Origin of the sequence: Paracoccus sphaerophysae, assembly GCF_000763805.1 — a bacterium.
GTDB lineage: Bacteria > Pseudomonadota > Alphaproteobacteria > Rhodobacterales > Rhodobacteraceae > Paracoccus > Paracoccus sphaerophysae.
Genome location: NZ_JRKS01000017.1, coordinates 23511 through 48599, shown reverse-complemented (window position 1 = coordinate 48599; position 25089 = coordinate 23511). Strand labels below are relative to the sequence as shown.

The 25089-nt window shown below is 70.9% G+C and carries 24 protein-coding genes and 1 tRNA gene; 18 read left to right on the top strand and 7 right to left on the bottom strand.

What is annotated here, in order from left to right; all coding sequences use genetic code 11:
• The first annotated feature begins 57 nt into the window (after positions 1 to 57).
• Entirely contained in the window at positions 58 to 1254 is a 1197-nt protein-coding gene (locus IC63_RS07305; RefSeq protein ID WP_036718521.1) for an MFS transporter, read from the top strand.
• Here IC63_RS07305 and IC63_RS07300 read toward each other — a convergent pair.
• The gene (locus IC63_RS07300; RefSeq protein WP_198026271.1) at positions 1213 to 1932 is read right to left on the bottom strand and encodes a DUF599 domain-containing protein; all 720 of its coding nucleotides are present in this window, start codon (positions 1930 to 1932) and stop codon (positions 1213 to 1215) included. The two genes, IC63_RS07305 and IC63_RS07300, sit on opposite strands and share 42 nt — an antisense overlap.
• 96 nt (positions 1933 to 2028) lie before the next feature.
• Here IC63_RS07300 and IC63_RS07295 point away from each other — a divergent pair, with 96 nt between their 5' ends.
• The 4 genes from IC63_RS07295 to glcF all read left to right on the top strand — a co-directional run bounded on the left by IC63_RS07295 (position 2029) and on the right by glcF (position 6233).
• A complete protein-coding gene (locus IC63_RS07295) occupies positions 2029 to 2274 on the top strand; it encodes a YdcH family protein (RefSeq protein WP_036718519.1) in 246 nt (81 codons plus the stop codon).
• Between the two features lie 123 nt (positions 2275 to 2397).
• On the top strand, positions 2398 to 3846 hold the full coding sequence (locus IC63_RS07290; protein WP_036718516.1) for an FAD-linked oxidase C-terminal domain-containing protein: 1449 nt from the start codon (positions 2398 to 2400) through the stop codon (positions 3844 to 3846).
• A complete protein-coding gene (locus tag IC63_RS07285; protein WP_036718514.1) occupies positions 3836 to 4894 on the top strand; it encodes an FAD-binding protein in 1059 nt (352 codons plus the stop codon). Before IC63_RS07290 ends, IC63_RS07285 begins: the two co-directional genes overlap by 11 nt.
• Before the next feature lies 1 nt (position 4895).
• Positions 4896 to 6233, top strand: a complete 1338-nt coding sequence (glcF, locus tag IC63_RS07280) for a glycolate oxidase subunit GlcF (RefSeq protein WP_036718511.1) — start codon at positions 4896 to 4898, stop codon at positions 6231 to 6233.
• Positions 6234 to 6343: 110 nt separating this feature from the next.
• On the opposite strand, the gene tsf is transcribed toward glcF, so the two are convergent.
• Entirely contained in the window at positions 6344 to 7231 is an 888-nt protein-coding gene (tsf, locus tag IC63_RS07275) for a translation elongation factor Ts (protein WP_036718557.1), read from the bottom strand.
• Between the two features lie 73 nt (positions 7232 to 7304).
• A complete protein-coding gene (rpsB, locus tag IC63_RS07270; protein WP_084115600.1) occupies positions 7305 to 8099 on the bottom strand; it encodes a 30S ribosomal protein S2 in 795 nt (264 codons plus the stop codon).
• A 308-nt stretch (positions 8100 to 8407) separates the two neighbouring features.
• Between rpsB and IC63_RS07265 the strand changes: the two genes are divergently transcribed.
• Genes IC63_RS07265 through IC63_RS07235 form a run of 7 tightly spaced genes read left to right on the top strand, consistent with a single transcriptional unit; the run spans position 8408 to position 13274 of the window.
• Positions 8408 to 8683 (top strand): STAS domain-containing protein, encoded by a 276-nt coding sequence (locus IC63_RS07265; protein ID WP_052041954.1) that lies wholly within the window; start codon positions 8408 to 8410, stop codon positions 8681 to 8683.
• The gene (locus IC63_RS07260) at positions 8680 to 9045 is read left to right on the top strand and encodes a response regulator (RefSeq protein WP_036718508.1); all 366 of its coding nucleotides are present in this window, start codon (positions 8680 to 8682) and stop codon (positions 9043 to 9045) included. The genes IC63_RS07265 and IC63_RS07260 overlap by 4 nt, the downstream gene beginning before the upstream one ends.
• Before the next feature lie 13 nt (positions 9046 to 9058).
• Entirely contained in the window at positions 9059 to 11227 is a 2169-nt protein-coding gene (locus IC63_RS07255; protein WP_052041953.1) for a chemotaxis protein CheA, read from the top strand.
• Positions 11217 to 11699: a chemotaxis protein CheW gene (locus IC63_RS07250; protein WP_332257761.1), complete on the top strand. Its 483-nt coding sequence runs from the start codon at positions 11217 to 11219 to the stop codon at positions 11697 to 11699. The genes IC63_RS07255 and IC63_RS07250 overlap by 11 nt, the downstream gene beginning before the upstream one ends.
• Positions 11700 to 11703: 4 nt before the next feature.
• The gene (locus tag IC63_RS07245) at positions 11704 to 12528 is read left to right on the top strand and encodes a CheR family methyltransferase (RefSeq protein ID WP_052041952.1); all 825 of its coding nucleotides are present in this window, start codon (positions 11704 to 11706) and stop codon (positions 12526 to 12528) included.
• An 18-nt stretch (positions 12529 to 12546) separates the two neighbouring features.
• Entirely contained in the window at positions 12547 to 12933 is a 387-nt protein-coding gene (locus IC63_RS07240; protein WP_036718503.1) for a response regulator, read from the top strand.
• Positions 12933 to 13274 (top strand): hypothetical protein, encoded by a 342-nt coding sequence (locus tag IC63_RS07235; RefSeq protein ID WP_036718501.1) that lies wholly within the window; start codon positions 12933 to 12935, stop codon positions 13272 to 13274. The genes IC63_RS07240 and IC63_RS07235 overlap by 1 nt, the downstream gene beginning before the upstream one ends.
• 1053 nt (positions 13275 to 14327) lie before the next feature.
• On the opposite strand, the gene IC63_RS07230 is transcribed toward IC63_RS07235, so the two are convergent.
• The 4 genes from IC63_RS07230 to IC63_RS07220 form a co-directional block, all read right to left on the bottom strand.
• Positions 14328 to 14404, bottom strand: a tRNA-Arg gene (locus IC63_RS07230).
• A 284-nt stretch (positions 14405 to 14688) separates the two neighbouring features.
• Positions 14689 to 14865, bottom strand: a complete 177-nt coding sequence (locus tag IC63_RS18030; protein ID WP_156965400.1) for a hypothetical protein — start codon at positions 14863 to 14865, stop codon at positions 14689 to 14691.
• Between the two features lie 471 nt (positions 14866 to 15336).
• A complete protein-coding gene (locus tag IC63_RS07225; RefSeq protein ID WP_036718498.1) occupies positions 15337 to 16101 on the bottom strand; it encodes a hydroxypyruvate isomerase family protein in 765 nt (254 codons plus the stop codon).
• Position 16102: 1 nt separating this feature from the next.
• A complete protein-coding gene (locus IC63_RS07220) occupies positions 16103 to 16657 on the bottom strand; it encodes a DUF1285 domain-containing protein (protein WP_036718497.1) in 555 nt (184 codons plus the stop codon).
• A gap of 63 nt (positions 16658 to 16720) precedes the next feature.
• Here IC63_RS07220 and IC63_RS07215 point away from each other — a divergent pair, with 63 nt between their 5' ends.
• Genes IC63_RS07215 through IC63_RS07195 form a run of 6 tightly spaced genes read left to right on the top strand, consistent with a single transcriptional unit; the run spans position 16721 to position 25024 of the window.
• The gene (locus IC63_RS07215; RefSeq protein ID WP_036718549.1) at positions 16721 to 17722 is read left to right on the top strand and encodes an AAA family ATPase; all 1002 of its coding nucleotides are present in this window, start codon (positions 16721 to 16723) and stop codon (positions 17720 to 17722) included.
• Between the two features lie 3 nt (positions 17723 to 17725).
• Positions 17726 to 18604 (top strand): DUF58 domain-containing protein, encoded by an 879-nt coding sequence (locus IC63_RS07210; RefSeq protein ID WP_052041950.1) that lies wholly within the window; start codon positions 17726 to 17728, stop codon positions 18602 to 18604.
• Positions 18601 to 20541 carry a BatA domain-containing protein gene (locus IC63_RS07205; RefSeq protein WP_156965399.1) on the top strand — a complete coding sequence of 647 codons (1941 nt, stop codon included), beginning with the start codon at positions 18601 to 18603 and terminating at the stop codon, positions 20539 to 20541. The genes IC63_RS07210 and IC63_RS07205 overlap by 4 nt, the downstream gene beginning before the upstream one ends.
• Positions 20538 to 21407: a DUF4159 domain-containing protein gene (locus IC63_RS19170; RefSeq protein ID WP_332257760.1), complete on the top strand. Its 870-nt coding sequence runs from the start codon at positions 20538 to 20540 to the stop codon at positions 21405 to 21407. Before IC63_RS07205 ends, IC63_RS19170 begins: the two co-directional genes overlap by 4 nt.
• Positions 21404 to 23554: a hypothetical protein gene (locus IC63_RS07200; RefSeq protein ID WP_052041948.1), complete on the top strand. Its 2151-nt coding sequence runs from the start codon at positions 21404 to 21406 to the stop codon at positions 23552 to 23554. Before IC63_RS19170 ends, IC63_RS07200 begins: the two co-directional genes overlap by 4 nt.
• Positions 23555 to 23563: 9 nt before the next feature.
• Positions 23564 to 25024, top strand: coding sequence for a D-alanyl-D-alanine carboxypeptidase (locus IC63_RS07195; RefSeq protein WP_052041946.1), 1461 nt, complete (start codon positions 23564 to 23566; stop codon positions 25022 to 25024).
• Positions 25025 to 25089: the final 65 nt, after the last annotated feature.

The window sequence follows — 25089 nt, the reverse complement described above, 5'->3', positions numbered from 1 at the left end:
CGCACCGGCAGGTCGCTGTTATCGCAAACGGGACTAACTTTCCCGGGGAATGGCCGCATGCTGGACCAGAAAACGCTCGCCGTGCTGGCGTTGGCGCTTGGCGCCTTTGCCATCGGCACGTCCGAATTCGCGGCGATGGGCCTCTTGCCATTCTTCGCCGCCGATCTGGGCATCACCGAGCCGCAGGCCGGCCACGTCATCTCGGCCTATGCGCTGGGGGTGGTGGTCGGCGCGCCGCTGACCTCGATCCTGGGGGCGAGGCTGCCGCGGCGGCGCTATCTCGCCGGGCTGATCGCGTTCTTCGGGGTGATGAACCTCGCTTCGGCGCTGCTGCCGGGGCTGTCGGCGCTGACCGCGACGCGGTTTCTGGCCGGGCTGCCGCATGGCGGGTTCCTGGGGGTGTCGATGCTAATGGCGGCCGACGCGATGCCGTTCGAGCAGCGTGGCCGCGGGACGGCGCAGATCCTCATGGGGCTGACGGTCGCCAATATCGCCGGGGTGCCGCTGGCCGGTGCGCTGGGGCAGGGGATCGGCTGGCGCTGGGGCTTTGCGCTGCCGGGTGTGCTGGGGCTCATTGCCGCGGTGCTGATCCTGCGGGTGGCGCCGCGGGTCGGCGTTCGGCCGGGCATCCGCCCGCTGGCCGAGCTGTCGGCGCTGCGCAACCCTGCCGTGCTGTTGACGCTGGCCGTGGGCGCCATCGGCTTTGGCGGGCTGTTCGCGGTCTATTCCTATCTGTCCGCGGCGATGCTGGCCACGACGTCGGCCCCCGGCTGGGGCGTGCCCCTGGCGCTGTCGGCCTTTGGCGTCGGCGGCACGCTGGGCAACCTGGGCGTGGCACGGCTGACCGAACGCTGGGGGCAGTTCCCGACCGCCCTGCGGGCGATGCTGTTCATGGCGGCGACGCAGGCCTTTGCCTCGTTCGCGGTGGGCGACTGGCGGGCGATGGTGCTGTCGGCCTTCCTGCTGGGGCTGGGCTCGGGGATGGTGATCCCGCTGCAGACCCGGCTGATGGACGTCGCGGGCGAGGCGCAGTCGATGGCCGCGGCGATGAACCACGCGGCCTTCAACGCCGCCAACGCGCTGGGCCCCTGGCTCGCCGGGCTGGCGCTGGCCGCGGGCTGGGGCTGGCGGTCGTCGGGGCTGGTCGGGGTCGGCCTGTCCCTGGCCGGGATCGTCGCGCTGGGGCTGGCCTGGCTTCACGCCCGCCGCCAGTCATCGCCGGTCGCCGAGGTCCCGAAGAATTGCCCGGCGTGAGCCCGAGGCGAACTCGCGCCGCAGGGTCAGCGCGGTGACCAGCACAGTCCCCACCACCAGCCCGATCGGCCCCGCCAGCCAGCCTATCGCACCCAGCGCGAAATAGACCGCCCGCAGGCCGATGTTGAAGTTGCGGGCGGCGTGGATGTTGACCTGCGCCGCCGCGTGGGCGCGCGACATGGCGTCCGGCGCCTCCGGGTTGTTCGGCACCGCCGCCATCATGATCGCGCAATAGCCGAACAGCCGGTGCGACCAGACGAATTTCAGGAACGCATTGGCCACGAAGCCCAGCACCAGCAGGATCTTGACTCTCCACACCAGCGCGGGGATCTCGCCCGCGTCCAGTTCCCGCGCGATCCCGGCCAGCGGATCGGTGTTGCCGATCAGCGCCAGGCCGCCGCCGATGGCGATCATGCAGGCCGAGGCATAGAAAGAGGTGCCCTCGCGCAGGCTGGACAGGATGTTGCCGTCGAAGATGCGCGGATCGCGATGGACGAACTGCTCCATCCAGTCGCGGCGATAGCGCCGCATCAGGGTCGAGACCGAGGGTCGCCCTGGCGGCGAATGTTCGATCACGTGGGCGCAGCCGAACCAGGCCAGGAACAGCAGCGCCAGCGCCAGCAGGTCGGCGATGGTCAGCGACAGCGGCAGCGAGAGGACGATCGGCAGCTTGGTCATGGCGCGACGATAGGGCCAAGCGAAGCCCGTTGCCAGCGCAGGCCGCGCCCGCTATCCCCGCCCTGACAATTCGCAGCCGATCGAGAGGACGACGCCATGGCCGCACCGCACGCCATCCACGAGGAATTCCCGAACGACGCCGATCGCATCCACGCGCTCAAGGTGTCGGATGCGCATTTCGCCCGGCTGCTCGACGAGTATGACGCGATCAACGACCAGGTGGCCGGCGCCGAGTCGCTGCAGACCCCGATGTCGAACGAGGCCGAGGTCGAGCTGCGCAAGAAGCGCAGCCATCTCAAGGACGAGATCGCGCGCCGGCTGTCGGCCGCCAAGGCCGAGTGATCCCGAGGGCCGCGGGGGCCAGTCCCGCGGCCTTTCGCGATGCGGAAGCGGGGCGGCGGGGTCTTGCCATCGTCCCCGCATCGTCTGCTAAGGTCGAATGAGCCGACGGAAAGGCCCTTCGCCATGCAGATGCCCACCCCTGACGCCGCCATCCTTGCCCGCCGCGCCGCCATCGTCGCGCGATTGCGCGCCGTGATCGGGGCGGGCGACGTGATCGACGACCCGGTCGAGGCCCGCGCCTATGAATGCGACGCGCTGTCGGCCTATCGCTGCCCTCCGCTGGCCGTCGCGCTGCCGACGACGACCGCCGAGGTCGCCGCCGTGCTGCGCGTCTGTCACGAGGAACGGGTGCCGGTCGTGCCGCGCGGGGCAGGGACCAGCCTGGCCGGCGGCTCGATGCCCACCGCCGATGCGGTGGTGCTGGGGCTGGCGCGGATGAACGCGGTGCTTGAGGTCGATTACGGCGACCGGCTGATCCGGGTGCAGGCGGGGCGCACCAACCTTTCGGTCTCGGGGGCGGTGGACGAGGCGGGGTTCTTCTATGCCCCCGACCCGTCCTCGCAGCTGGCCTGCGCCATCGGCGGCAATATCGGGATGAACTCCGGCGGGGCGCATTGCCTGAAATACGGCGTCACCACCAACAACCTGCTGGGCGTCACTGTCGTGCTGATGGATGGCGCGGTTGTGGAACTCGGCGGCCCGATGGGCGAGGCGCCGGGGCTGGACCTCTTGGGCGTCGTCTGCGGGGCCGAGGGGCAGCTGGGCGTGGTGACCGAGGCCGTGCTGCGCATCCTGCCCAAGCCCGCCGGCGCGCGGCCGGTGCTGATCGGGTTCGATTCGTCGGAAACCGCCGGGGCCTGCGTTGCGGCGATCATCCGCGCCGGCATCCTGCCCGTCGCCATCGAGTTCATGGACCGCCCCTGCATCACCGCGACCGAGAATTTCGCCGCCCCCGGCTACCCGGATTGCGAGGCGCTGCTAATCGTCGAGGTCGAGGGCACGCCCCCCGAGATCGACGAGCAACTGGCGCTGATCCGCGCCCTGGCCCAGGGGTTCTCGCCCGTCGAGTTCCGCGAGAGCCGCTCCGAGGAGGAATCCCGCCGCATCTGGCTGGGCCGCAAGTCGGCCTTTGGCGCGATGGGGCAGATGGGCGACTACATGTGCCTGGACGGGACCATTCCGGTGTCGGCGCTGCCGCAGGTGCTGGGGCGCATCGCCGAGATGTCGGAGGAGGCCGGCCTGCTGGTGGCCAACGTCTTTCACGCCGGCGACGGCAACATGCACCCGCTGATCCTGTTCGACGCCAACCGCCCCGGAGACCTAGAGCGGGTCGAGGCCCTGGGCGCCGACATCCTGCGGCTGTGCGTCGAGGTCGGTGGCTGCCTGACCGGCGAACATGGCGTGGGCGTCGAGAAGCGCGACCTGATGGGCGCGCAGTTTTCCGATGCCGACATGGAGGCGCAGATGCGGGTCAAGGACGTGTTCGATCCGCACTGGCTGCTGAACGCCGCCAAGGTGTTCCCGCTGCACGTCTCGGCCAGCCGCCGCGAGGCGCGCCGCAATGCGGCCTGAGACCGAGGCCGAGCTGGCCGCGATCATCCGCGGGGCGACGGCGCCGCTGTCGCCGGTCGGCGGCGGCACCCGGCTGCGGCCGGGCGAGGGGCAGGGCGCGCGCCTGTCCACCGCCGGGCTGCGCGGCATCACCCTGTATGAACCGGCCGCGATGACGTTGGTGGCGCGGGCGGGCACGCCCCTTGCCGAGGTGCAGGCGGCGCTGGCGGCGGAAGGGCAGCGGCTGGCCTTCGAGCCCGACGAGGCCGAGGGTTCGACCATCGGCGGGGTGATCGCGGCCAATGCCTCGGGTCCGCGCCGGGTCAAGGACGGGGCGGCGCGCGACAGCCTGATCGGGGTGCGCTTCGTGGACGGGTCCGGCGCGGTGATCGCCAATGGCGGTCGCGTGATGAAGAACGTCACCGGCTATGATCTGGTCAAGCTGATGGCCGGCAGCCGCGGGACACTGGGGGTGCTGACCGAGGTGAGCCTGAAAACCCAGCCGGTTTCCCCTGCCTCGGCCACACTGACCCTGGCGGGGCTGGCCGCGGATCGCTCGGTGGCGGCGATGACCGCGGCGCTGACCGGCCCGTGGGACGTGTCGGGGGCGGGGCGGCTGCCCTCGGGCGAGACGGTGCTGCGGCTCGAGGGGCTCGCCGGATCGGTCGCGATCCGCGCCGAGAGCCTCGCCGCGCGGCTGGCGGTGTTCGGGCCGGTCGAGACCACCGAAGGGGACGCGGCCTTTGCCGACCTGCGCCAGATCGGGCGCGACATGGCGGCCGCGGCGGGCCCGGGCCGCGCGGTCTGGCGCATCGTCTGCCGCCCGTCGCAGGCGGCGGCGCTGGTGGCGCAGCTGCCGGGCCCGACCGCGCTCGACTGGGGCGGGGCGCTGATCTGGGCCGAGACACCCGCGGAGTGGGTGCCGGACCTGCCGCCCGGCGCCATCGCGGCGCGGGTCCACGGCGGCCCGGGGCTGAGCCTGCCGCCGATGGCTCCGGCCTTGGCGGCGCTGAACGACGGCGTGCGCGGACGGTTCGATCCGCGCGGCATCCTTGCGGGGGCCGGCTGAGATGCAGACGAACTTCACCCCCGAACAGCTAGCCGACCCCGGCATCGCGACCGCGAACAAGATCCTGCGCACCTGCGTCCATTGCGGCTTCTGCACCGCTACCTGCCCGACCTATCAGGTGCTAGGCGACGAACTGGACAGCCCGCGCGGTCGCATCTACCTCATCAAGGACATGCTGGAAGCCGGCCGCCCGGCGGATGCGAAGACCGCGCTGCATGTCGATCGCTGCCTGTCGTGCCTCGCCTGCATGACGACCTGCCCGTCAGGCGTGGACTACATGCACCTGATCGACCATGCCCGGGTCCACGTCGAACGCACCTTCCGCCGGCCCTGGCACGACCGCGCGCTGCGCTGGCTGCTGGCCGCGATCATCCCGCATCCGGGCCGCTTTCGCCTGGCCCTGCTGGGGGCGCGGCTCGCCCGGCCGTTCGCCCGGCTGATGCCCGACGCGCGGCTGCGCGCCATGCTGAGGATGGCGCCGGCCCGCATCGCCGGCCCCAGCCGCGACGATCTGGGCGCGACCTTTCCACCCATCGATCCCCGCCGCGCGCGGGTGGCGCTGCTGACCGGCTGCGCGCAGAAGGCGCTCGATCCCGAGATCAACGATGCCACGATCCGGCTCTTGCGGCGGGCGGGGTGCGAGGTCGTCATCCCCGAGAACCTCGGCTGCTGCGGGGCGCTGACCCACCACATGGGGCGTGAGGAGCAGGCGATGCGCAGCGCCCGCGCCGCCATCCACGCCTTCCTGCGCGCCGACGCGGTCGAGAAGCTGGACGCGATCATCATCAACGCCTCGGGCTGCGGAACGACGGTCAAGGATTACGGCCACATGTTCGCCCACGACCCCGACCGCGAGGGCGCCGCGCGCGTGGCGGGGCTCGCCCGCGACGTGACCGAATTCCTCGACAGCCACGGGTTGCCGCCGGTGACCAGCCCGCAGGGCCTGCGGGTGGCCTACCACGCGGCCTGCTCGCTGCAGCACGGGCAGAAGATCGTGGCGGCGCCCAAGTCGCTGCTGGGCGCCGCCGGGTACCAGGTGGTCACCCCCGTCGACAGCCATCTGTGCTGCGGCTCGGCGGGGACCTATAACCTGCTGCAGCCAAAACTGTCGGCCGAACTGCGCGCCCGCAAGCTGCGCACCATCGAGGCGCTGGGGCCGCAGATCGTCGCGGCCGGCAATATCGGCTGCATGATGCAGATCGGTTCGGGGACGGACGTGCCGGTGGTGCACACGGTGCAACTGCTGGACTGGGCCACGGGCGGCCCGCCGCCGCCGGCGTGGGAGTCAGCCCATCCGGAAGCGACCCGGCCCATTGCTCCGCTGGCGCAGCCCGCCTGACCCGACGCCGAGCCGTGCTGGCGCAGCCGGTCGCGCGTCACGGCTGCAAACGGAAAAGGCCGGTCCCCAAGGACCGGCCTTTCCAGTTCATGACCGAGCGTTCCGCTGGATCAGGCGCCTTTCAGCGTCTTGGCGACTTCGGCGGCGAAGTCTTCCTCTTTCTTCTCGATGCCCTCGCCAACCGCGACGCGAGCGTAACCCGTCACTTCGACGCCGGCGTCCCTGGCGGCCTGGGCCACCGTCACGTCGGGGTTGATGACGAATTTCTGGCCCAGCAGGGTGACTTCCTCGAAGAACTTGGCCATCCGGCCGACGATCATCTTCTCGATCACCGAATCCGGCTTGCCGGATTCGCGCGCCTGCTCGGTCAGCACCGATTTTTCACGCTCGACCAGCGCCGGGTCCAGATCGGACTCGGACAGCGAGGCGGGCGAGGTCGCCGCGATGTGCATCGCGATCTGCTTGCCCAGTTCCTGCGCCTTGGCGGCGTCGCCCTTCAGCGCGACCAGCACGCCGATCTTGCCCATGTTCGGCGCGGCGGCGTTGTGGACGTAGGAGACGACGTTCTCGCCCTCGACCGTGACCATCCGGCGCAGGGTCATGTTCTCGCCGATCTTGGCGATGGCGTCGGTCAGCACCTCGCTGACCGGCTTGCCGTTCAGCTGCGCCGCGGCGAGGTCCTCGACCGAGTTCACCCCCAGGGCCGCATCCGCGATGCCGCGGACCATCGACTGGAATTCCTCGTTCTTGCCGACGAAGTCGGTTTCCGAGTTCACCTCGACCGCCACGCCCTTGCCGTCGCGGACGGCCACGGCGACCAGGCCCTCGGCAGCGACGCGGCCCGATTTCTTGGCCGCCTTGGCCAGGCCCTTGGTGCGCAGCCAGTCGACGGCGGCTTCCATTTCGCCGGCAGTTTCTTCCAGCGCCTTCTTGGCGTCCATCATCCCTGCGCCGGTCGTTTCGCGCAGTTCCTTCACCATCGCGGCCGTGATAGCCATGGTCGTCTCCTTGTTTGTCAGAACGTCAGGCAGAGCGTCGCCCTGCCTGATGAAAGTCCCGTCATGGTGCCGGTCAGGCGTCCGCGGCCTCGGCCGCATCTGCGGCCTGGACGTCGTCCAGGTCCTCGGCCGGTGCATCCGACAGCGCGCCCAGATCGACACCGGCGGCGCCCATCTGCGCGGACATCCCGTCCAGCGCCGCGCGGGCGACCAGGTCGCAATACAGCGCGATCGCGCGGGCAGCGTCGTCGTTGCCCGGGATCACGTGGTTGATGCCCTTGGGCGAGCAGTTGGTGTCGACGATCGCGACCACCGGGATGCCCAGCTTGTTGGCTTCCTGGACGGCGAGGTCTTCCTTGTTCACGTCGATCACGAACAGCAGGTCCGGCAGGCCGCCCATCTCGCGGATGCCGCCCAGCGATGCCTGCAGCTTGGCCTGCTCACGCTCCATGCCCAGCCGTTCCTTCTTGGTCAGGCCCTCGGCGCCCGATTCCATCGCCTCGTCGATCGCCTTGAGCCGCTGGATCGACTGCGAGACGGTCTTCCAGTTGGTCAGCGTGCCGCCCAGCCAGCGGTGGTTCATGTAGAATTGCGCGGATTTTTCCGCCGCCTCGGCCACGGCCTTCTGCGCCTGCCGCTTGGTGCCGACGAACAGCACCCGGCCACCCTTGGCGACGGTGTCGCGGATCACCTGCAGCGCCTGGTCCAGCATCGGGACCGTCTGGGTCAGGTCGATGATGTGGATGCCGTTGCGGTCACCATAGATGTATTCGGCCATGCGCGGGTTCCAGCGCTGGGTCTGGTGGCCGTAGTGGACGCCAGCCTCGAGCAGCTGACGCATGGAATAATCGGGAAGCGCCATGTCCATTCCTTTCCGGTTTGCGCCTGAGCGAGGGATTCAGGGCGACCGCCCCAACCGGTGGACCTGAACGGATTTCTCCCGCCCAGAGGCCCGCCCCCGCCTGTGAAGTGCGCGCGAGATAGGCGCAAAAGCGGGCGGATGCAAGCGCCGCGACGCGCGGATCCGTCGCATTTTAGCGACTTGGCAATTGGGGGCCGGCGGAAAACCGGGCTCGATCAACCGAACCTTAAGAGGTCGGGGCCATAACGGCGTCAACGGATGCGGGGCGAAAGGATGGCTTTCATGTGGCATCGATCAAATGACGGGGCAACGGGATGACGGCGACGGTCACGCTCGCGCCCCGGCTGGACCTGACGACCGTGCAGCCGCTGGTCTCGGAAATCACCGGCTGCGCCGGCACCGACCTGGTGGTCGATGCGGGCCAGGTCGAACATCTGGGGGCGCTCGCGGCGCAGGTGCTGCTTGCGGCGGACCGCCAGTGGCAGGCGCACGGCCACCGGCTGGTCGTCGGTCCGCGCTCCCCCGCCTTCGAGGACGCCCTGGCCGCCATGGGGCTGGCCGGGCATTTTACTGCGGAGACGTTTGAATGAGCCTCAATATCCTTGCCGTCGACGACAGCCGCACGATGCGCGACATGGTCCGCCTCGCGCTGGCCGCGGCCGGCATGACCGTCACCACCGCCGATGACGGTGTCCACGGTCTCGAGGTGCTCGAGGGGATGGAACCCGACGCGATCATCTCGGACATCAACATGCCGCGGCTGGACGGCTTCGGGTTCATCCGCGCGGTCCGCGAGATCGACCGGATGCGGGCGACCCCGATCCTGGTGCTGACGACCGAAAGCGCCCCGGAACTGCGGGCCCGGGCCCGCGATGCCGGCGCGACCGGCTGGATCGTCAAGCCGTTCGATCCGCACAAGCTCGTCAAGACCATCCAGATGGTCACCGGCTGAGGGAGGCCCGGCAATGTCAACCGACCCGATGGCCGAAATCCGCGCCTCGTTCTTCATCGAGTGCGAGGAACTGATGGAAAGCCTGCAGGATGCGCTCGTCATCCTGGACGAAGATGGCGGCGACAGCGAAACGATCAACGTCGTGTTCCGCGCGGTCCATTCGATCAAGGGCGGCGCCGGCGCGTTCGGCTTTGACGACCTGGTCGCCTTTGCGCACCGTTTCGAAACCGTGCTGGACCAGCTGCGCGCCGGCAAGCTGGAACTCACCAGCGACGCGACCAAGCTGTTCATCCAGGGCGCCGACCTGCTGCACGATCACATCCGCGCCGCGCAATCCGACAGCGCGCCGCCTGCCGGCGCCGAGGACGTGCTGAAGGCGCTCGAGGCGCTGATGGGCGATGCGGCGCCCGAGGAGGACGAGGCGGTGGATTTCACCCCCGCGACGCTGGGCTTCAGCCTCGATCTGCCGGGCCTCGACGACGAACCGCAACTGCCGGTCGAACTGCCCGTCTGGCGGATCGGGTTCCGGCCCCGGGCCGAGCTTTACGCCAGCGGCAACGAGGCGGTGCTGATCCTGCGCGCTCTCGCGGCCCTGGGCGAGACGCGGGTCGACTGTCATGTCCCCGACGATCTGGCGCTGTCGGCCGACACCGCCGAACAGCCCCAGCTCGGCTGGACCGTACGGCTCGAAGGCGAAATGACCGAGGCAGACATCCGCGAGGTCTTCGACTTCGTCACCGACGTCTGCGACCTCGCCATCACCCAGGACCAGCCGGCCGCCGGCGAGCCTGTCCCTTTTGATCATCCCGTTGCCGAGGCTGCCATGACCGAACCGCCGGCGATTGAGAACGCCTCGCCTCTTCGGCTCGACAGCGGGTCGATCGTGGCGGCTGCCAACGAAGATGTCCCGGCAGTCGCCGCAGGCGCCGCGCCGCCAGATCCCGCGACGCGCAACCGCGCCGCGCGGCCGGAAAGCGAGCCGGCGGCGGCAACCGTGCGCGTCGATCTGGAACGGGTCGACCGGCTGGTCAACCTCGTGGGCGAGCTGGTCATCAACCAGGCGATGCTCGCGCAAAGCGTGACCGAGGCAGGGATGGGCGAGAACCCTTCGGTCATGAACGGCCTCGAAGAGTTCATGATGCTGACCCGCGACATCCAGGATGGGGTCATGATGATCCGGGCGCAGCCGGTCAAACCGCTGTTCCAGCGCATGGCCCGTATCATCCGCGAAGCCTCGGCCGCCGTGGGCAAGGAAGTCCGCCTGCGCACCGAAGGCGAGGCGACCGAGGTCGACAAGACGGTCATCGAACGTCTCGCCGACCCGCTGACCCACATGATCCGCAACTCGGTCGATCACGGCATCGAGACGCCGGATGTCCGCCAGGCCGCGGGCAAGGCGGCCGAGGGCGTCATCACGCTGTCCGCCTCGCATCGCGCCGGCCGGGTGCTGATCGAGGTCGCCGACGACGGCGCCGGCATCAACCGCCCGCGGGTCCGCGAAATCGCGGTCTCCAAGGGGCTGATCCCGGCGGATGCGCAGCTTACCGATGCTGAGATCGACAACCTCTTGTTCCTTCCCGGCTTTTCGACTGCCCGCCAGATTTCGGCGCTGTCGGGCCGCGGGGTCGGCATGGATGTCGTGAAAAGCGCCATCACCGTTCTGGGAGGGCGGGTCACGATCAGCAGCGCGGCAGGCGTCGGGACCAAGTTCTCGATCTCTCTGCCGCTCACCCTGGCAGTGCTGGACGGGATGGTCGTGCGGGTGGCAGACGAGACGCTCGTGGTGCCGCTGTCGTCGATCGTCGAAACCGCGACGCTCTCGCCCGGCGACGTGCGGCGGATCGGGCGCTCGACCGAAGTGCTGCACATTCGCGGCGACTTCGTGCCGCTGTTCGATCTGGGCGTGCAACTCGGCTTCCGCCGCGCCCCCGCTTCGGCCGACGAATCCATCGTCATCCTCACCACCCAGGAAGATGGGTCGCGGGCCGCGCTGATCGTCGACCAGATCATGGAACAGCGTCAGGTCGTCATCAAAGGTCTCAACCGCAACTACGGTCCGATCCCCGGCGTTGCGGCCGCCACCATCCTGGGCGACGGACAGGTCGCCCTGATCCTCGATCCCTCCGATCTCACCCATCCGACCGCGCCCGAGGGCGAGGACGAGATTGCCCTTGCAGGATAACGCCATGACCGAGAACACTCAGAACGCTGCGCAGGAAATCGAACTGCTGGCTTTTCGACTGGGCGAACAGGAATACTGCGTCGACATCATGTCCGTCCGGGAAATCCGGGGCTGGTCGCGGGCCACGCCGCTGCCGTTCTCGCCCGGCCACGTCAAGGGCGTGATCAACCTGCGCGGCACGGTCCTGCCGGTGATCGACCTCGCGGTCCGCCTGGGCATGCCGCCGATCGAAGGCGACGAGCGCAACGTGATCATCGTCGTGTCGGTCAACGGCCAGACGGCCGGTCTTCTGGTCGACGCCGTGTCCGACATCCTGTCGGTCGCGCGCGCCGATCTGCAGCCGCCGCCGGACCTGACCGCGGACAAGGAAAGCAACTGCATCAGCGCGTTGACCCTGGTCGACAACCGGCTGATCCGGATGCTCCAGCTCGATACCGTCCTGCCCACCCAACAGAACGATACCGCGGCGTAAGACGATGGTCGCGCACGTGATCCCGGGCAACGCAGACAAGCGCTTCGCCGATCCGCTCTACTCGCGGATCGCCGAGCTGATCTATCGCGAGGCAGGCATCGTGCTTGGCCCGGAAAAGGTCAGCATGATGAATGCGCGGCTGAACAAGAGAATTGTCACCAACGGCTGCGCCGATCTCGCGGAATACGTGCGCCGCCTGGACGGCGGAGAGCTGCCCAGCGAACATGACTTCCTGGTCTCGGCGCTGACCACGAACTTCACCCATTTCTTCCGCGAAGGTCATCACTTCGACTTCCTCCGGCAGGTGGTGTTCCAGGAGCCCTTCGTCACCGTGCGATCCGCGCAGATCTGGTCAGCCGGCTGTTCCTCGGGCCAAGAGCCCTACTCCGCCGCGATCACGGCGCAGCAGGCTGGCTGCCGCGCCACCATCACCGCGACGGATATCGACCAGACGATCCTGGCTCAGGCTTCGGCGGCTACCTATCGGGAATCCGAGCTGTCCGGCGTCTCGCCCGAGCTGGTCAATCTGGGGTTCGCAAGAACGCCGGCCGGTTATCAGGTCACCCGGAAGATCCGCGAAATGGTGACCTTCCAGCATCTCAATCTTCACGCGGCGTGGCCGTTCGACACCAAGTTCGACGTGATCTTCTGCCGGAATGTCATCATCTACTTCGATGCCGCCGCTCAAATGCGCCTGTGGGAAAAATTCTGCCGCCAGCTGCGGCCAGGCGGCTGGCTGTTCATCGGCCATTCGGAAAGCATTCCCGATCATCTTCGCGATCGGCTTCGCCCGGTGCGCCACACCATCTACCAATACATTCCGGCCTGATTGAAAGGGCAAAAGATCATGAGTATAAAGGATCAGCTTCACGTCATGGTCGTCGACGACATGTCGACGAGTCGCGGCCTGATCGTGCAGGCGCTCGAGGCGATGGGCATCCGGAACGTCCATCACGCCGCAGACGGGCAGGAGGCGCTGGCGAAGATCGCCAAACGCCCGGTCCATCTGGTGCTGTCTGATTTCAACATGCCGGGCATGGACGGCCTCACGCTGCTCAAGTCCCTGCGCACGCAGGCGCCGACGAAAGGGGTGGGCTTCATTCTCATCACCGGCCGCGCCGACCGCGAGATCGTGGATCGGGGCAAGGCGCTGGGCATGAACAATTTCATCAAGAAGCCGTTCACGCCCGCCGACCTCAAGTCCTGCCTCGAAGCCGTGATCGGGCGGTTCTGATGGACGCCACCTCTGTTCTGGCCGCGCTGTCGGTCGAGTTGTCCGATCTCGCGGCGGGTCTGGCGCGCCTGCAGGATGTGCCGCTGCTGCAATCCGAAGAGGGAACGCCGCTCGAGGGCGAGGGGCTGCTGCGTGCGATGGTGGCCCTGCAGGATCTCGACCGCCTGACGCAGACGGCGGTGGCGCTGGCCGAGTTTGCCCGGAAAGTCGCCGGCGCTGACGGTGTCACGGATCCGCCCCACATGACGCAGATCATTGCCGAGATGCCGCTGCGTTCCGTCGCCGATCGGCTGGGGGCCTCGCTGGGACTGACGCCGGAACTGCTCGTGGGGGTGCACTGACGGCCCGCGCCCTGCGCATATCGCTGCGTCCCGCGGGCCGTTGGCGGGGTGCGAACACCCGACCCGCAAGCCGGGAGGTGAGCTTGAACGTGACGATGCGGAGTGCGAGCTTGAGGGTTCACATCCTGGTTCGACCGGGGGCTGACATATCCATCGCAGCTTGCCACCCGGCGCCTCGACCGCGGGTCAGCGTCGATCGATCGAGATGCCGCTTGGTCGGGGCGCCAGAATCCTCGGCCGTCCCGAAAGGCGGCATGCGGCAAGGGGGGGGCCTGTGCGCGGCGCTGGGGGCTGGCCGCGCTGCACCCGTCCGGGGCGCGTTGTGCATGCGCGGCGTAGGATCCGGGAAGATCTGAGACCGCCAGTTTCAGTTTCAGCTCCAGAGCCGCGAACGAGACCGCAAAGGCGCCGCGAAGCCACCCACGCATGTTCGTGGCTCGCGCGTGCCGCCGAAACAGTGCCGGCGGCACGACGGTGGTTGGCAGCAAGTTACCGGTTGGTACGACGGTGCCGGTTGGTAAGACCGGGCTGTTTTGGCGGAACCGTGTGGGCTCAAGGACGGCGTTAGCGAAAAGTCGCCGGTCGGCACGACAATGTGGTTGGCAAACCGCGCTGGTTGGACGCGGTGCCGGTTGGCAACGCGGTGCCGGTTGGAAAAACGCCGCGGGTTGGCACGCCAGCGATGGTTGGCAGAATGCTTCTGCTTTGCATTCAGCGCATGTCGGCGAGACCGTGCGGCGTGTGGGACGGAACTGATTGGCTGAACGCTGCATGGGCCCGACTGCGCTCGCCGGCGAGGATGCGCTTATTGGTTCGGTGTCGCCGTTTGGCCGACCGACACAGGTGGTAATCAGCGCGCGTCATTGGGCGAGCTGGGGGTGCCCTTCGCGGAAATCCAGCGTCCCATCAAGCGTGAAGCGATCGGCTATAGCTGGACGCGAGCAGCGATAAAGCGGACCCAGCGGGCGAAATTTGCGCCGGTCGCGCCAAGTCGAGAGCGGGGAGCAGCACAGACGTCTTCCCGCGCCAATTCCGCCAGCGCCTGAGGGCTTGTGGCGCACCCGACACGATTCGAACGTGTGGCCTCCACCTTCGGAGGGTGGCGCTCTATCCAGCTGAGCTACGGGTGCCGCAGAGGCCGTTTAATCCAGGCCGGGGTGTTTCTGCAACCCCTTCGCGGGCGGCTTCGTGCGGGTCGCGGCGGAATGACGGCAATCGCGCCCCTTCGATCCAGGTCATCAACCGCGCTTGCCGACGCTGTGGGTGCAGTCAGCGCAGGCCTAGCATGGACAGCGCGAATAGCACGGCGACGACCACCCGGACGATGGAGAGGATGGAGTTCAGTGCAGTTTTTCCTGCGGCCTGAAGGTGCTTCCCGCTGTGCAGCGCGAGCGACGGCCTGGGCTCGCGGCTCCTATGGCCCGTTCGTGTCCGCGCTGTGTCGGTTCATCGCCACCGCCGGCACCGTGTCCCTGTCGGTGCGACGGATGTCAGCGGCGGTGACGGCGACGTGCGGTTTCGGCTGCGTTTTGCCGCTTGATCTGCTGGTTATCCGGTCGGGCAGCATCGCGCCGCCGGTGATGTCCTTCATGTGGCCAACGGTGGTCACCTGCCTCACTCGCGCGAGGCCCGCCCTCGGTCTGCCGATCCCCTCGGCCCCGCGATGGCGGGCGAATCAGGGAACAGGGAACACGGTCAGCCGACGATTGTGCCGGAAGCGGTCGCTGGGCCGCGAGAAGTCCCTCCGACACCGGATCGACGGAAAGGACTGCCCGATGCCGGCTGCCGCGAAGGGGCAGCGGCCGGTGGGCAGGGCCCAGCCCCGGACTGTTTCGGCTCCCCCGCAACGCCCGGGGGCGGCGGCTAGCCGGTTGCGCCACCGAGGGTGGACGGCTGGCGGGTGCCGAAGTTCTGACGATCACGCTGCAGATACGCACGGTATGCCATGTCCCACCGAGATGCCGTCTCCGCCCCGGTTCGGGCGTTTTCGCCTGCATGTCCCCAGATACACAGTGCCGTTCCGCCGCCCGGCGGCTGAACAGCGCCCCGGAACCGGCCGATCTCAGGCTGCGGCGCCGCCCCGCAGCCAGCGCAGGCCGGCCTCGGTCGTGGTCAGGGGCACGTATTCGGCGCTCACCCAGCCGCGGTAGCCGGCGGAGTCCACGCGGCGGAAGAAGTCGCCATAGTCGATGTCGCCGACCCGCGGCTCGTGACGGCCTGGCGCGCCGGCGATCTGGATGTGGCGGATGTGGGGCAGGTGCGTCTCCCACGCGGTGACGAGATCGCCGGTGATGAGATGGGCGTGATAGGCGTCGAACTGCATCCCCAGGTTGGGCGCGCCGACCTTGTCGATGACCTCGGCGGCGATGTCGCAGGAGCTGACGAAATAGCCGGGCATGTCGTGGGGGTTGATCGGCTCGATCAGCAGGCTGGCATGGGGCGCGCGCTCGCACGCCCATTTCAGGTTGTCGACCAGCGTCCGCAGCGCCGTCGGGCCCTCGGCCTTGCCGGCCATGACATGCAGATGCCGCGACCGCAGCGCTTGCGCAAAGCGCAGCGAGCGGTCGAAGTCGCGGCGGAACCGGTCCTCGCCCCCCGGCGTCGCGGCAAACCCGCGCGGTCCGCCCGACCAGTTCGGCGGGGGGGTGTTCAGCAGCACGAATTCCAGCCCGGCCGCCTGGCAGGCCGCAGCGAGATCCTTGGCGGCGAGGTCATAGGGGAACAGCACCTCGACCCCGTCGAACCCCGCGCGCCGGGCCGCGGCGAAGCGTTCCAGCATCGGCAGCTCGGTGAACAGAAAGGTCAGGTTCGCCGCAAACCGCGCCATCTCACCCCTCCAGCGCGAATTCGGCGCCCTGCGAGCGCAGCAGCAGCTGGCCGTCCGGCCCCGGTTCGGCCGCCTCGACCAGCCGATAGAAGGTTTTGCGATCGATCAGCGCGTCGAGCCCTCGGCGCACATGCACATAGGGCCGCGGGGCGCCGTCCCGCTGCTCGACCCGGATCGGGTTGTCGGGGCCAGCCGTCACCACGTCGCCGACATTGGTCGTGAAGGTGATCGCATCCGCGCCGATGTCGGCGTCGATCGCCAGGAACGGCGCGTCGATCACCCGGATGCCCAGCTTTTCGACCGGGGTCACCAGGAAGAACCGGTCCCCCTCGCGCTTCAGGACCGAGGCGAACAGCCGCACCATCGCCGGACGGCCGATCGGCGTGCCGTCATGGATCCAGCTGCCGTCGGGGCGGATCTCCAGGTCCATTTCACCGCAATAAGGGGGATTCCACAGATGCACCGGCGGCGGCCCCTTGCGGGCGGCCCCCCGGACGGCGGCGGCGATGCCGCCGGTTTCCACCCCTCGCGTCGTTTTGTCGGCCGTGTCGGTCATTCCCGGTGGAGCCTTCCTTCATCCCCCCATATGCTGCCCATAGATCACTCCGAGGACAAAGTCATGGCCGCAGAAGATAAACTCGTCGGTGATGTGCAGGACCTGTCGGCCCGGCTGACCGAGGCACGGGCCAGCGTGGAACGCCGCTTCGTCGGCCAGCACGCCGTGGTCGAACAGGTGCTGGCGGCGATCCTGGCGGGCGGTCACGCGCTGCTGGTGGGCCAGCCGGGGCTGGGCAAGACGATGCTGGTCGACACGCTGTCCACGGTGCTGGGCCTCGACAGCGCGCGGATCCAGTTCACCCCCGACCTGATGCCGGCCGACATCCTCGGGTCCGAGGTGCTGGACATGCGCCCCGACGGCACGCGCGCCTTCCGGTTCGTTCCGGGTCCGGTCTTCACCCAGCTGCTGATGGCCGACGAGATCAACCGCGCCAGCCCCCGCACCCAGTCGGCGCTGCTGCAGGCGATGCAGGAAGGCGAGGTCACCATCTCGGGCCAGCACCGCCCGCTGGGGCGACCGTTCCACGTCCTCGCGACCCAGAACCCGATAGAGCAGGAGGGCACCTATCCGCTGCCCGAGGCGCAGCTCGACCGCTTTCTGGTGCAGGTCGACATCGACTATCCCGACCGCGACACCGAACGCGCGATCCTGCTGGCGACCACCGGCAGTGACCAGGATCGCCCGCACCGGGTGCTGGACGCCGAGGGCCTGATCGCGGCGCAGCGGCTGGTCCGCGGGATGCCGGTCGGCGACAGCGTGACGACGGCGATCCTGGACCTGGTGCGCGCCGCGCGGCCCGGGGCGGGCGACGCGCCGGGCTGGCTCGCCGACACGCTGGTCTGGGGGCCGGGGCCGCGGGCCGCGCAGGCGCTGATGCTGCTGACCCGCGCCCGCGCCGTGCTGCAGGGCCGCTTTGCGCCGACGCTGGACGACGTGGCGGCGATGGCCGCGCCGGTGCTGCGCCACCGCATGGCGCTGTCCTTTGCCGCCCGGGCGCGCGGGGACGGCATCGACGCGGTCATCGCGCGGCTGATGGACGCGCGCCTCGGCGCTGCCGCCTGAGCGATGGCGGGACCCGCGCCTCTCAGCACAGCCGGCGCTGTCGTCGCGCTGCGCGCCCGGGCCGAGGCGGCGGCCGCGGCGATGCCCGAGCTGCTGCTGGCGGCAGAACGGCTGGCCGCGGCGGTCGATCCGGGCGCGCACGGCTTGCGCCGGGCCGGGTCCGGCGACGAATTCTGGCAATACCGCCCGGCCACCGAGGGCGATCCGGCGCAGGCGATCGACTGGCGCCGCTCGGCCCGCTCGGACGCGGCGTTCGTGCGCGAACGCGAACGCCAGACCCCGCAGGCCGCCGCGATCTGGGTTGCCGGCGGCCCGGGGATGGACTGGACCGGCGACCCCGCGCGGCCGACCAAGGCGGATCGGGCCCGGCTGATCGGGTTGGCGCTGGGTCTGATCCTGCTGCGCGGCGGAGAGCGGGTGGCGATCGGCGCCGCGGATGCGCGGGCCGGTCGGATGCAGGCGGAAACACTGGCCCGCGATCTGCTGGCGGCGGGGCCCGCGGACCTGCCCCCGCCGGGCACGCTGCGCCCGCAGCGGCGGCTGGTGCTGATCGGCGACTTTCTGGGCGATCCGGCCCCGGTCGAGCGGCTGGTCCACGAGGCCGCCGGGATCGCCGCGGGCGGCGCTCTGCTGCAGGTGCTGGACCCGATCGAGGAGGCGTTTCCGTTCTCTGGCGCGGTGCGCTTTCGCCAGCCCGGCGGCGACGCCCACCAGACCCGCAACGCCGGCGCGCTGCGCGACCGCTATCTGGCCCGGCTCGAGGCCCGGCGCGGGCAGCTGTCGCGGATGGCCGAGGCCGCCGGCTGGCATTTCGGCACCCATGACACCGCCGCCCCGCCCGCGCAGGCGCTGCTGTGGCTGGCAAAGGCGCTGGCGCCATGATGATGCTGGGCCCGCTGGGATTTGCGGCGCCGTGGGTGCTGGCGGCCGGGATCGGGCTGCCGGTGCTGTGGTTCCTGCTGCGCGCCGTGCCGCCGCGGGCGCGCGAGGTGGTGTTTCCGGGCACGCAGCTGCTGTTCGGGCTGGCCGACCCGACGCCGGTGACGCAGCGGACGCCGTGGTGGCTGCTGGCGCTGCGGCTGGGCGCGGTGGCGGCGGCGATCCTGGCGCTCGCCGGGCCGGTCTGGCGCCCGGGACCGCAGATCGGGGGGTCGGGGCCGCTGCTGGTGATGATCGACGCGGGCTGGGCGGCGGCGCCGGGCTGGCAGGAAACCCAGGCCCGCGCGGCCCAGGCCGTGGAGCAGGCGCAAGCGCAGGGCCGGCCGGTGGCGCTGTGGCTGGCGGACGGGCAGGGCGGGCGCGGCGACGGCCCGTTCTTCGCCGAGGCCGGCACCGCCGAGGCGGCGTTGCGGGCCGCCGCGCCGCAGCCGTGGGAGACGCGCTACCCCGTTGATCCCGCGCGGTTTCTGTCCGGCGCGCCCAAGCGCCTGGACACGCTGTGGCTGGCCGACGGCGCCGAGCATGTCCACCGCCCGGCCCTGCTGGCGGCGCTGGCGGCGCGGGGCAGCGTGATGGTGGTTCCGCCGTCGCGCATCCTGCGCGCCCTGTCGCTGACCGGCGGCGCGCAGCCGGCGCTGACGCTCAGCGCCTCCGCCCCCGGCGATCTGCCCGCCATCCTCGCGATGGGACCGGACCCGCAGGGCGTGCCGCGCCAGCTCGCGCGGCTGACCCCACCCCCGCCTACCGCCGGGCCGGGCGGCGTGACCGCGACCCTGCCCATCGACCTGCCGCCCGAGCTTCGCAACCGCGTCACCCGCTTCGTGCTCGAGGGCGAGGCGTCGGCGGGCGCGGTCGTGCTTGCCGACGACCGGGTGCGGCGGCGCAAGGTCGCGCTGGTCGGGGATGCGCGCGCGACCGAGGGCCAGGCGCTGCTGTCGCCGCTCCATTACCTGCGCGAGGCGCTGGCGCCCTCGGCCGATCTGGTCGAGGGCAGCCTCGCCGACGTGCTGCCCGCCGCGCCCGATGTCATCGCGCTGGTCGATGCCGCGCCGGGCGCACAGGCCGAGGCGCTGGCGCAATGGGTTGCCGAGGGCGGGACGCTGATCCGCTTTGCCGGGCCGCGGATGGCGGCGATGCAGGATCTGGGCGCCGACCCCCTGCTGCCGGTCCGGCTGCGCCCGGGCGGCCGCGCGGCGGGCGGCGCGCTCAGCTGGGGCGCGCCGCGGGGCATCGCGCCGTTCGCCGGCGACGGGTTGTTCGCGGGGCTCTCGATCCCAGCCGAGGTGATGGTGCGGGCCCAGCTTCTGCCCGAGCCGGACCCCGATCTGCCGGCCCGGACGCTGGCGCAGCTGACCGACGGCACGCCGCTGGTCACCCGCGCGGCGATGGGCGAGGGGCAGCTGGTGCTGGTCCACAGCTCGGCCAATGCCGAGTGGAGCAATCTCGCGCTGACCGGCCTCTTCATCCAGATGCTCGACCGGCTGGTGCAGTCGGCGCGGGTGGACGACCGGGCCGAGACCGAGGCGACGGCCGCCGCTGGGGCGCCGCACTGGCAGCCGCAGCTGGTGCTGGACGGCCTTGGCCGCCCGCAGCCGCCCGGCGATCTGGCGCCGGTGCCGGCCGCGGCCTTTGCCGAAGGGCCGTCGCCGGTCGCGCCCGCGGGCCTCTATGCGGCGGGCGAACGCCGGGCGGCGCTGAACGCGGGCGGTCCCGTCACCCCGGCCACCTGGCCCGGCGCGGTGGTGGAAAGCTCGGGGGCCGCGCCCGGCACCGCCCTGGGCGGATGGCTGCTGGCGCTGGCCGCGCTGGCGCTGGCCGCCGACGCTCTCGGCAGCGCCATCATCGCCGGCAGCCGCCGGCCGCGGCGGGGTGCGGCATGACGCACCTGACCCGCCGCAGCCTGCTGGCAGCCGCGCTGGCGCTGAGCGCCCTGCCGCTTGCCGCGCAACAGCCCCCCGACCCCGATCCCCGGCTGATCGAGGCCGCGGGCACCGGCGCGCTGGCCTATGTCGTCACCGGCGATCTGGCGGTCGACGAGGCCTCGGACCTCGGGCTCGCCGGGCTGACCGAGGCGCTGACCCGGCGCACCACCGTCGAGCCCGGCCCGCCCGTGCCGGTGGCGCTGGACGAGGACGACCTGTCGCTGCTGACCTTCCTTTACTGGCCGGTGACGCCCGACCAGCCGCTGCCGTCGCCGCAGGCCTACGCCCGGCTGAACCGCTTTCTTCGCACCGGCGGGATGATCCTGTTCGACACCCGCGACGGCGACGTGGCCGGGACCGGGGCGCCGGACGGATCGGCCGATCTGCAACGGCTGGCCGCGGCGCTGGACATCCCGCCGCTGGCGCCGGTCCCGCCCGACCATGTCCTCACCCGCGCCTTCTATCTGCTGAGCGATTTTCCCGGCCGCTGGGCCGGCACCACGCTGTGGGTCGAGGCGCCGCAAACCGCCGAGGCAGGGGGTGAGGGCTTTGCGCCGTCGAATGACGGCGTCTCTCCGGTCATCATCGGCGGCAATTCCTGGGCCGAGGCTTGGGCCGTGGACGACCGCGGCCTGCCCGCCTATGCCATCGGCTCGGGCTATGACGGCGAGCGCCAGCGCGAGCTTGCGCTGCGCTTTGGCATCAACCTCGTCATGTATGCGCTAAGCGGGAATTACAAATCCGATCAAGTGCATGTGCCGGAATTGCTCGAACGGCTGGGCCGCGAGAGCGGGGCGCCGCCCGCCCCCGAGATGTTCCGATGACGCGGCTGGGCTTCGACCCGCTGCTGCCCTGGCCCGTCATCGCGGGGGTGGCGGCGCTGGCGGTGCTGGTCGCCGCGCTGGCCTGGTGGCGGGGCCTGCCGGGCTGGCCGTGGCGGGGTCTGGCGGGGCTTGCCGCGGCGGCCGCGCTGGCCGGGCCGACGCTGGAAACCGGCATCCGCCGCGGCCTGTCCGACATCGTGCTGCTGGTCGAGGATCAGAGCGCCAGCCAGACGCTGCCCGGCCGGGCCGACCAGACCCGCGCCGCCGCCGATCGGATCGCGGCCCAGATCTCCGCCCTGCCAGGGACCGAGTTGCGCCGGATCACGGTCGGCGACGATCCCGACGGCACGCTGCTGGGCGGCGCGCTCAGCCGGGCTCTGGCGGCCGAGCCCGAAACCCGCGTGGCGGGCGTGGTGGCGGTGACCGACGGGCAGGCGCATGACGCCTCGGCAATCCCGGCCACCGCCCCTGCGCCGGTGCATGTGCTGCTGACCGGCCAGCCCGCCGACTGGGACCGCCGGCTGGTGATCGAGCAGGCCCCGGCCTTCGGGCTGATCGGCCAGCCCGTCACCCTGCGCGTCCGGGTCGAGGATCAGGGTGCCGTGCCGCCCGAGGTCGCCGGCCGGGCCGCGAACCTGACCGTCTCGATTGACGGGGCGGACCCGCAATCCGTCGCCATCCCCCCCGGCGTGGCGCTGGAAATCCCGGTGACGCCGGATCATCCCGGCCAGAACGTCGTCGCGCTGGCGCTGAACGACCCCGGCGGCGCGCCCGCCCAGCTGACCGACCTGAACGACCGCGCCGCGATCCAGATCGAGGGCGTGCGCGACCGCCTGCGCGTCCTGCTGGTGTCCGGAGAGCCGCATCCCGGCGAGCGCGCCTGGCGCAACCTGTTGAAATCGGACCCGAACGTCGATCTGGTGCACTTCACCATCCTGCGCCCGCCGGACAAGATGGACGGGGTGCCGGTGGATGAGCTGGCACTGATCGCCTTTCCGACCGAAGCGCTGTTTCAGGACCGGATCGGGGATTTCGACCTGATCATCCTCGACCGCTACCGGGTCCGGGGCATCCTGCCGCCGGCCTATTTCGACAATATCCGCCGCTATGTCGAAGACGGCGGGGCGCTGCTGGTCGCCTCGGGGCCGGAGATGGCCAGCGTCGAAAGCCTGCATCTGTCGCCACTGGGCCCGATCCTGCCCGCACGCCCGACCGGCCGGGTGCTGGAGCGGCCGTTCACCCCGTGGCTGACGCAGGAGGGCAAGCGCCACCCGGTGACCGCCGGTCTGCCCGGCGAGCCCGACCCTGACACCACCGAGGGCCGCCATTGGGGCCGCTGGCTGCGGATGAGCGAGGTGACGCCCGACGACGACGCGCAGGTGCTGATGGTCGGCGACGACGACCAGCCGCTGCTGATCGCCAACCGGGTCGGCAGGGGGCGGGTGGCGCTGCTGACCTCGGACCAGGTCTGGCTGTGGGGCCGCGGCTTCGAGGGCGGGGGGCCGCAGGCCGAGCTGCTGCGCCGCATCGCGCATTGGGGGATGAAGGAGCCGGAGCTTGAGGAAGAGGCGCTCGAGGTCGGGGTCGCGGGCGATCTGGGCCTGACCGTGACCCGCCGCACCATGGGCGACAGCGTGGGGCCGGTGACGATCACCCTGCCCGATGGCACGACGCAGCAACTGGCGCTGGCGCCCGCTGGCGAGGGGCGGTTCTCGGCCAGCTGGCAGGCGCCCGCGCCGGGGCTGTATCGGGTGGCCGAGGGCGAGCTGTCCCGCGTCGCCGCCGTCGGTCCCGCCGCGCCGCGCGAGTTCGAACAGACCGTCGCGAGCGACGCCGCCCTGGCCGGGCTGGTCGCGGCGACGGGCGGCTCGGTCCTGCGGCTGGCGGAGGCGGTGCCCGACATCCGCACCGTCCGGCCCGGGCGACCGGCGAGCGGGCAGGGCGTGCAGCGGCCGTGGGTCGGGATCACCCCGCGCGCCGCGGCGGCGCTGGACGGGCTCGCGATCCGCCCGGTCCTGCCGGGGTTGGCGTGGCTGGCGCTGATCGCCGGTCTGGCGATCCTCGCCTGGTTGGTCGAGGGCGGGCGGCTGGGGACCGGACGGGGTCTCTCGCGCGGGCGTCTTGGCGGCCCGGGGGCGAGCGGCTAGAGCGCGCGAATGAAACGCCGTCATTTCCTTGCGGGATCGCTGGCCGCCTGCGCCTCGGGCGCGCTCGCTGAGACTACCGTGCCGCCTGTCCCGACGCCCGGAGCGCGCCGGCCGCGCGCCAAGCCGGCTCAGTCCCCCGCCGCGCTGCTGGCGCGGGCGAAGCTGGGGGACGCGCAAATGGGGGTCGCGGTGGCCGACCTGCCCGGCGGGGCGTCGGTCCTGAGCCACGATGCCGAGACGCCGCTGCCTCCGGCCAGCACGCTGAAGGTGGTGACGGCGCTTTTCGCGCGGGACCGGCTGGGGGCGGATCATCGCTTTGCCACCCGGGTCCTGCGCGCCGGCGACACGCTGGTGCTCGCCGGGGGCGGCGATCCAGAGCTGGATACCGACGGGCTGGCGGCGCTGGCCGCGGACAGCGCCAAGGCCGCGGGCGGCTGGACACCGGCCCGGTTCGTCGTCTGGGGTGGGGCGCTGCCGCGGCTGCCCGCGATCAGCGCCGGGCAGGCGGCGCAGCTGGCCTATAACCCGGCGCTGTCGGGGATGATCCTGAACTTCAACCGAGTCCACCTGGGGTGGCGTTGCGAGGCCGGCTGCACGCCGGCGCTCGAGGCGCGGGCCGATGGCCGGTCGCCGCGGGCCTACAGCGTGGGCGCCGGGGTCCGGCCCGGGGGCGGGCCCTGGGGGCACATCCTGGCCGGCGGCCGCGAGCACTGGGACATCCCGCGCGGCGATCTGGGAAAATCGGGCACGCGCTGGCTGCCGGTCCGCCGCCCCGAGGCCTATGCGGGCGACGTCTTCCAGACTCTCTGCCGCGCCGCGGGGCTGGCGCTGCCCGCGCCCGAGGTGGTGGAGAGCCTGCCCGACGGTGACGAACTCGCCCTCCGCGACAGCAAGCCGCTGGACGCGTTGCTGCGCGGGATGCTCGAATACTCGACGAACCTGACCGCCGAGGTGATCGGCCTGTCCGCCAGCGGCGCCGGCGACCTGCGCCAGTCCGCGCAGGCGATGGCCGACTGGCTGCGGCAGACGGGGGCGGGCGACGCGGTGCTGGCCGATCATTCCGGGCTGAGCGCCGAGAGCCGGATCGCCCCGGCGGTGCTGGTGCGGTTGCTGGCGCGGCCCGAGTCTGTCGCGGCGCTGCGGCCGCTGCTGAAGCGCGATCCGCTGCGCGACGTGCTGGGAGCGGCGTCGCGTGGGGATGGCGGGCGTGGGGCGCCGCTGGTCGAGGCCAAGACCGGGACGCTGAATTTCGTGTCGAACCTCGCTGGCTATGCGCGGGGGGCGGACGGCGCCGAGCGGGCCTTTGCGGTCATGGTCGCCGATCTGCCGCGGCGGGCGGCGTCGGAGGGGGCAGAACTTCCCGCCGGGGTCCTGACCTGGACCGAGCGGGCGAAGCGGCTGCAGCGGGACGTGGTGGAGGTAGCGTGTCGTCCCGCCTCGCCGCCTGGGCCAGTGCTGGCAGAGATCTGAGAATTAGGGTCAACAGATCAATATAATATATTATTCATCAGCTAGTTAGTTGGATAACTTAAACC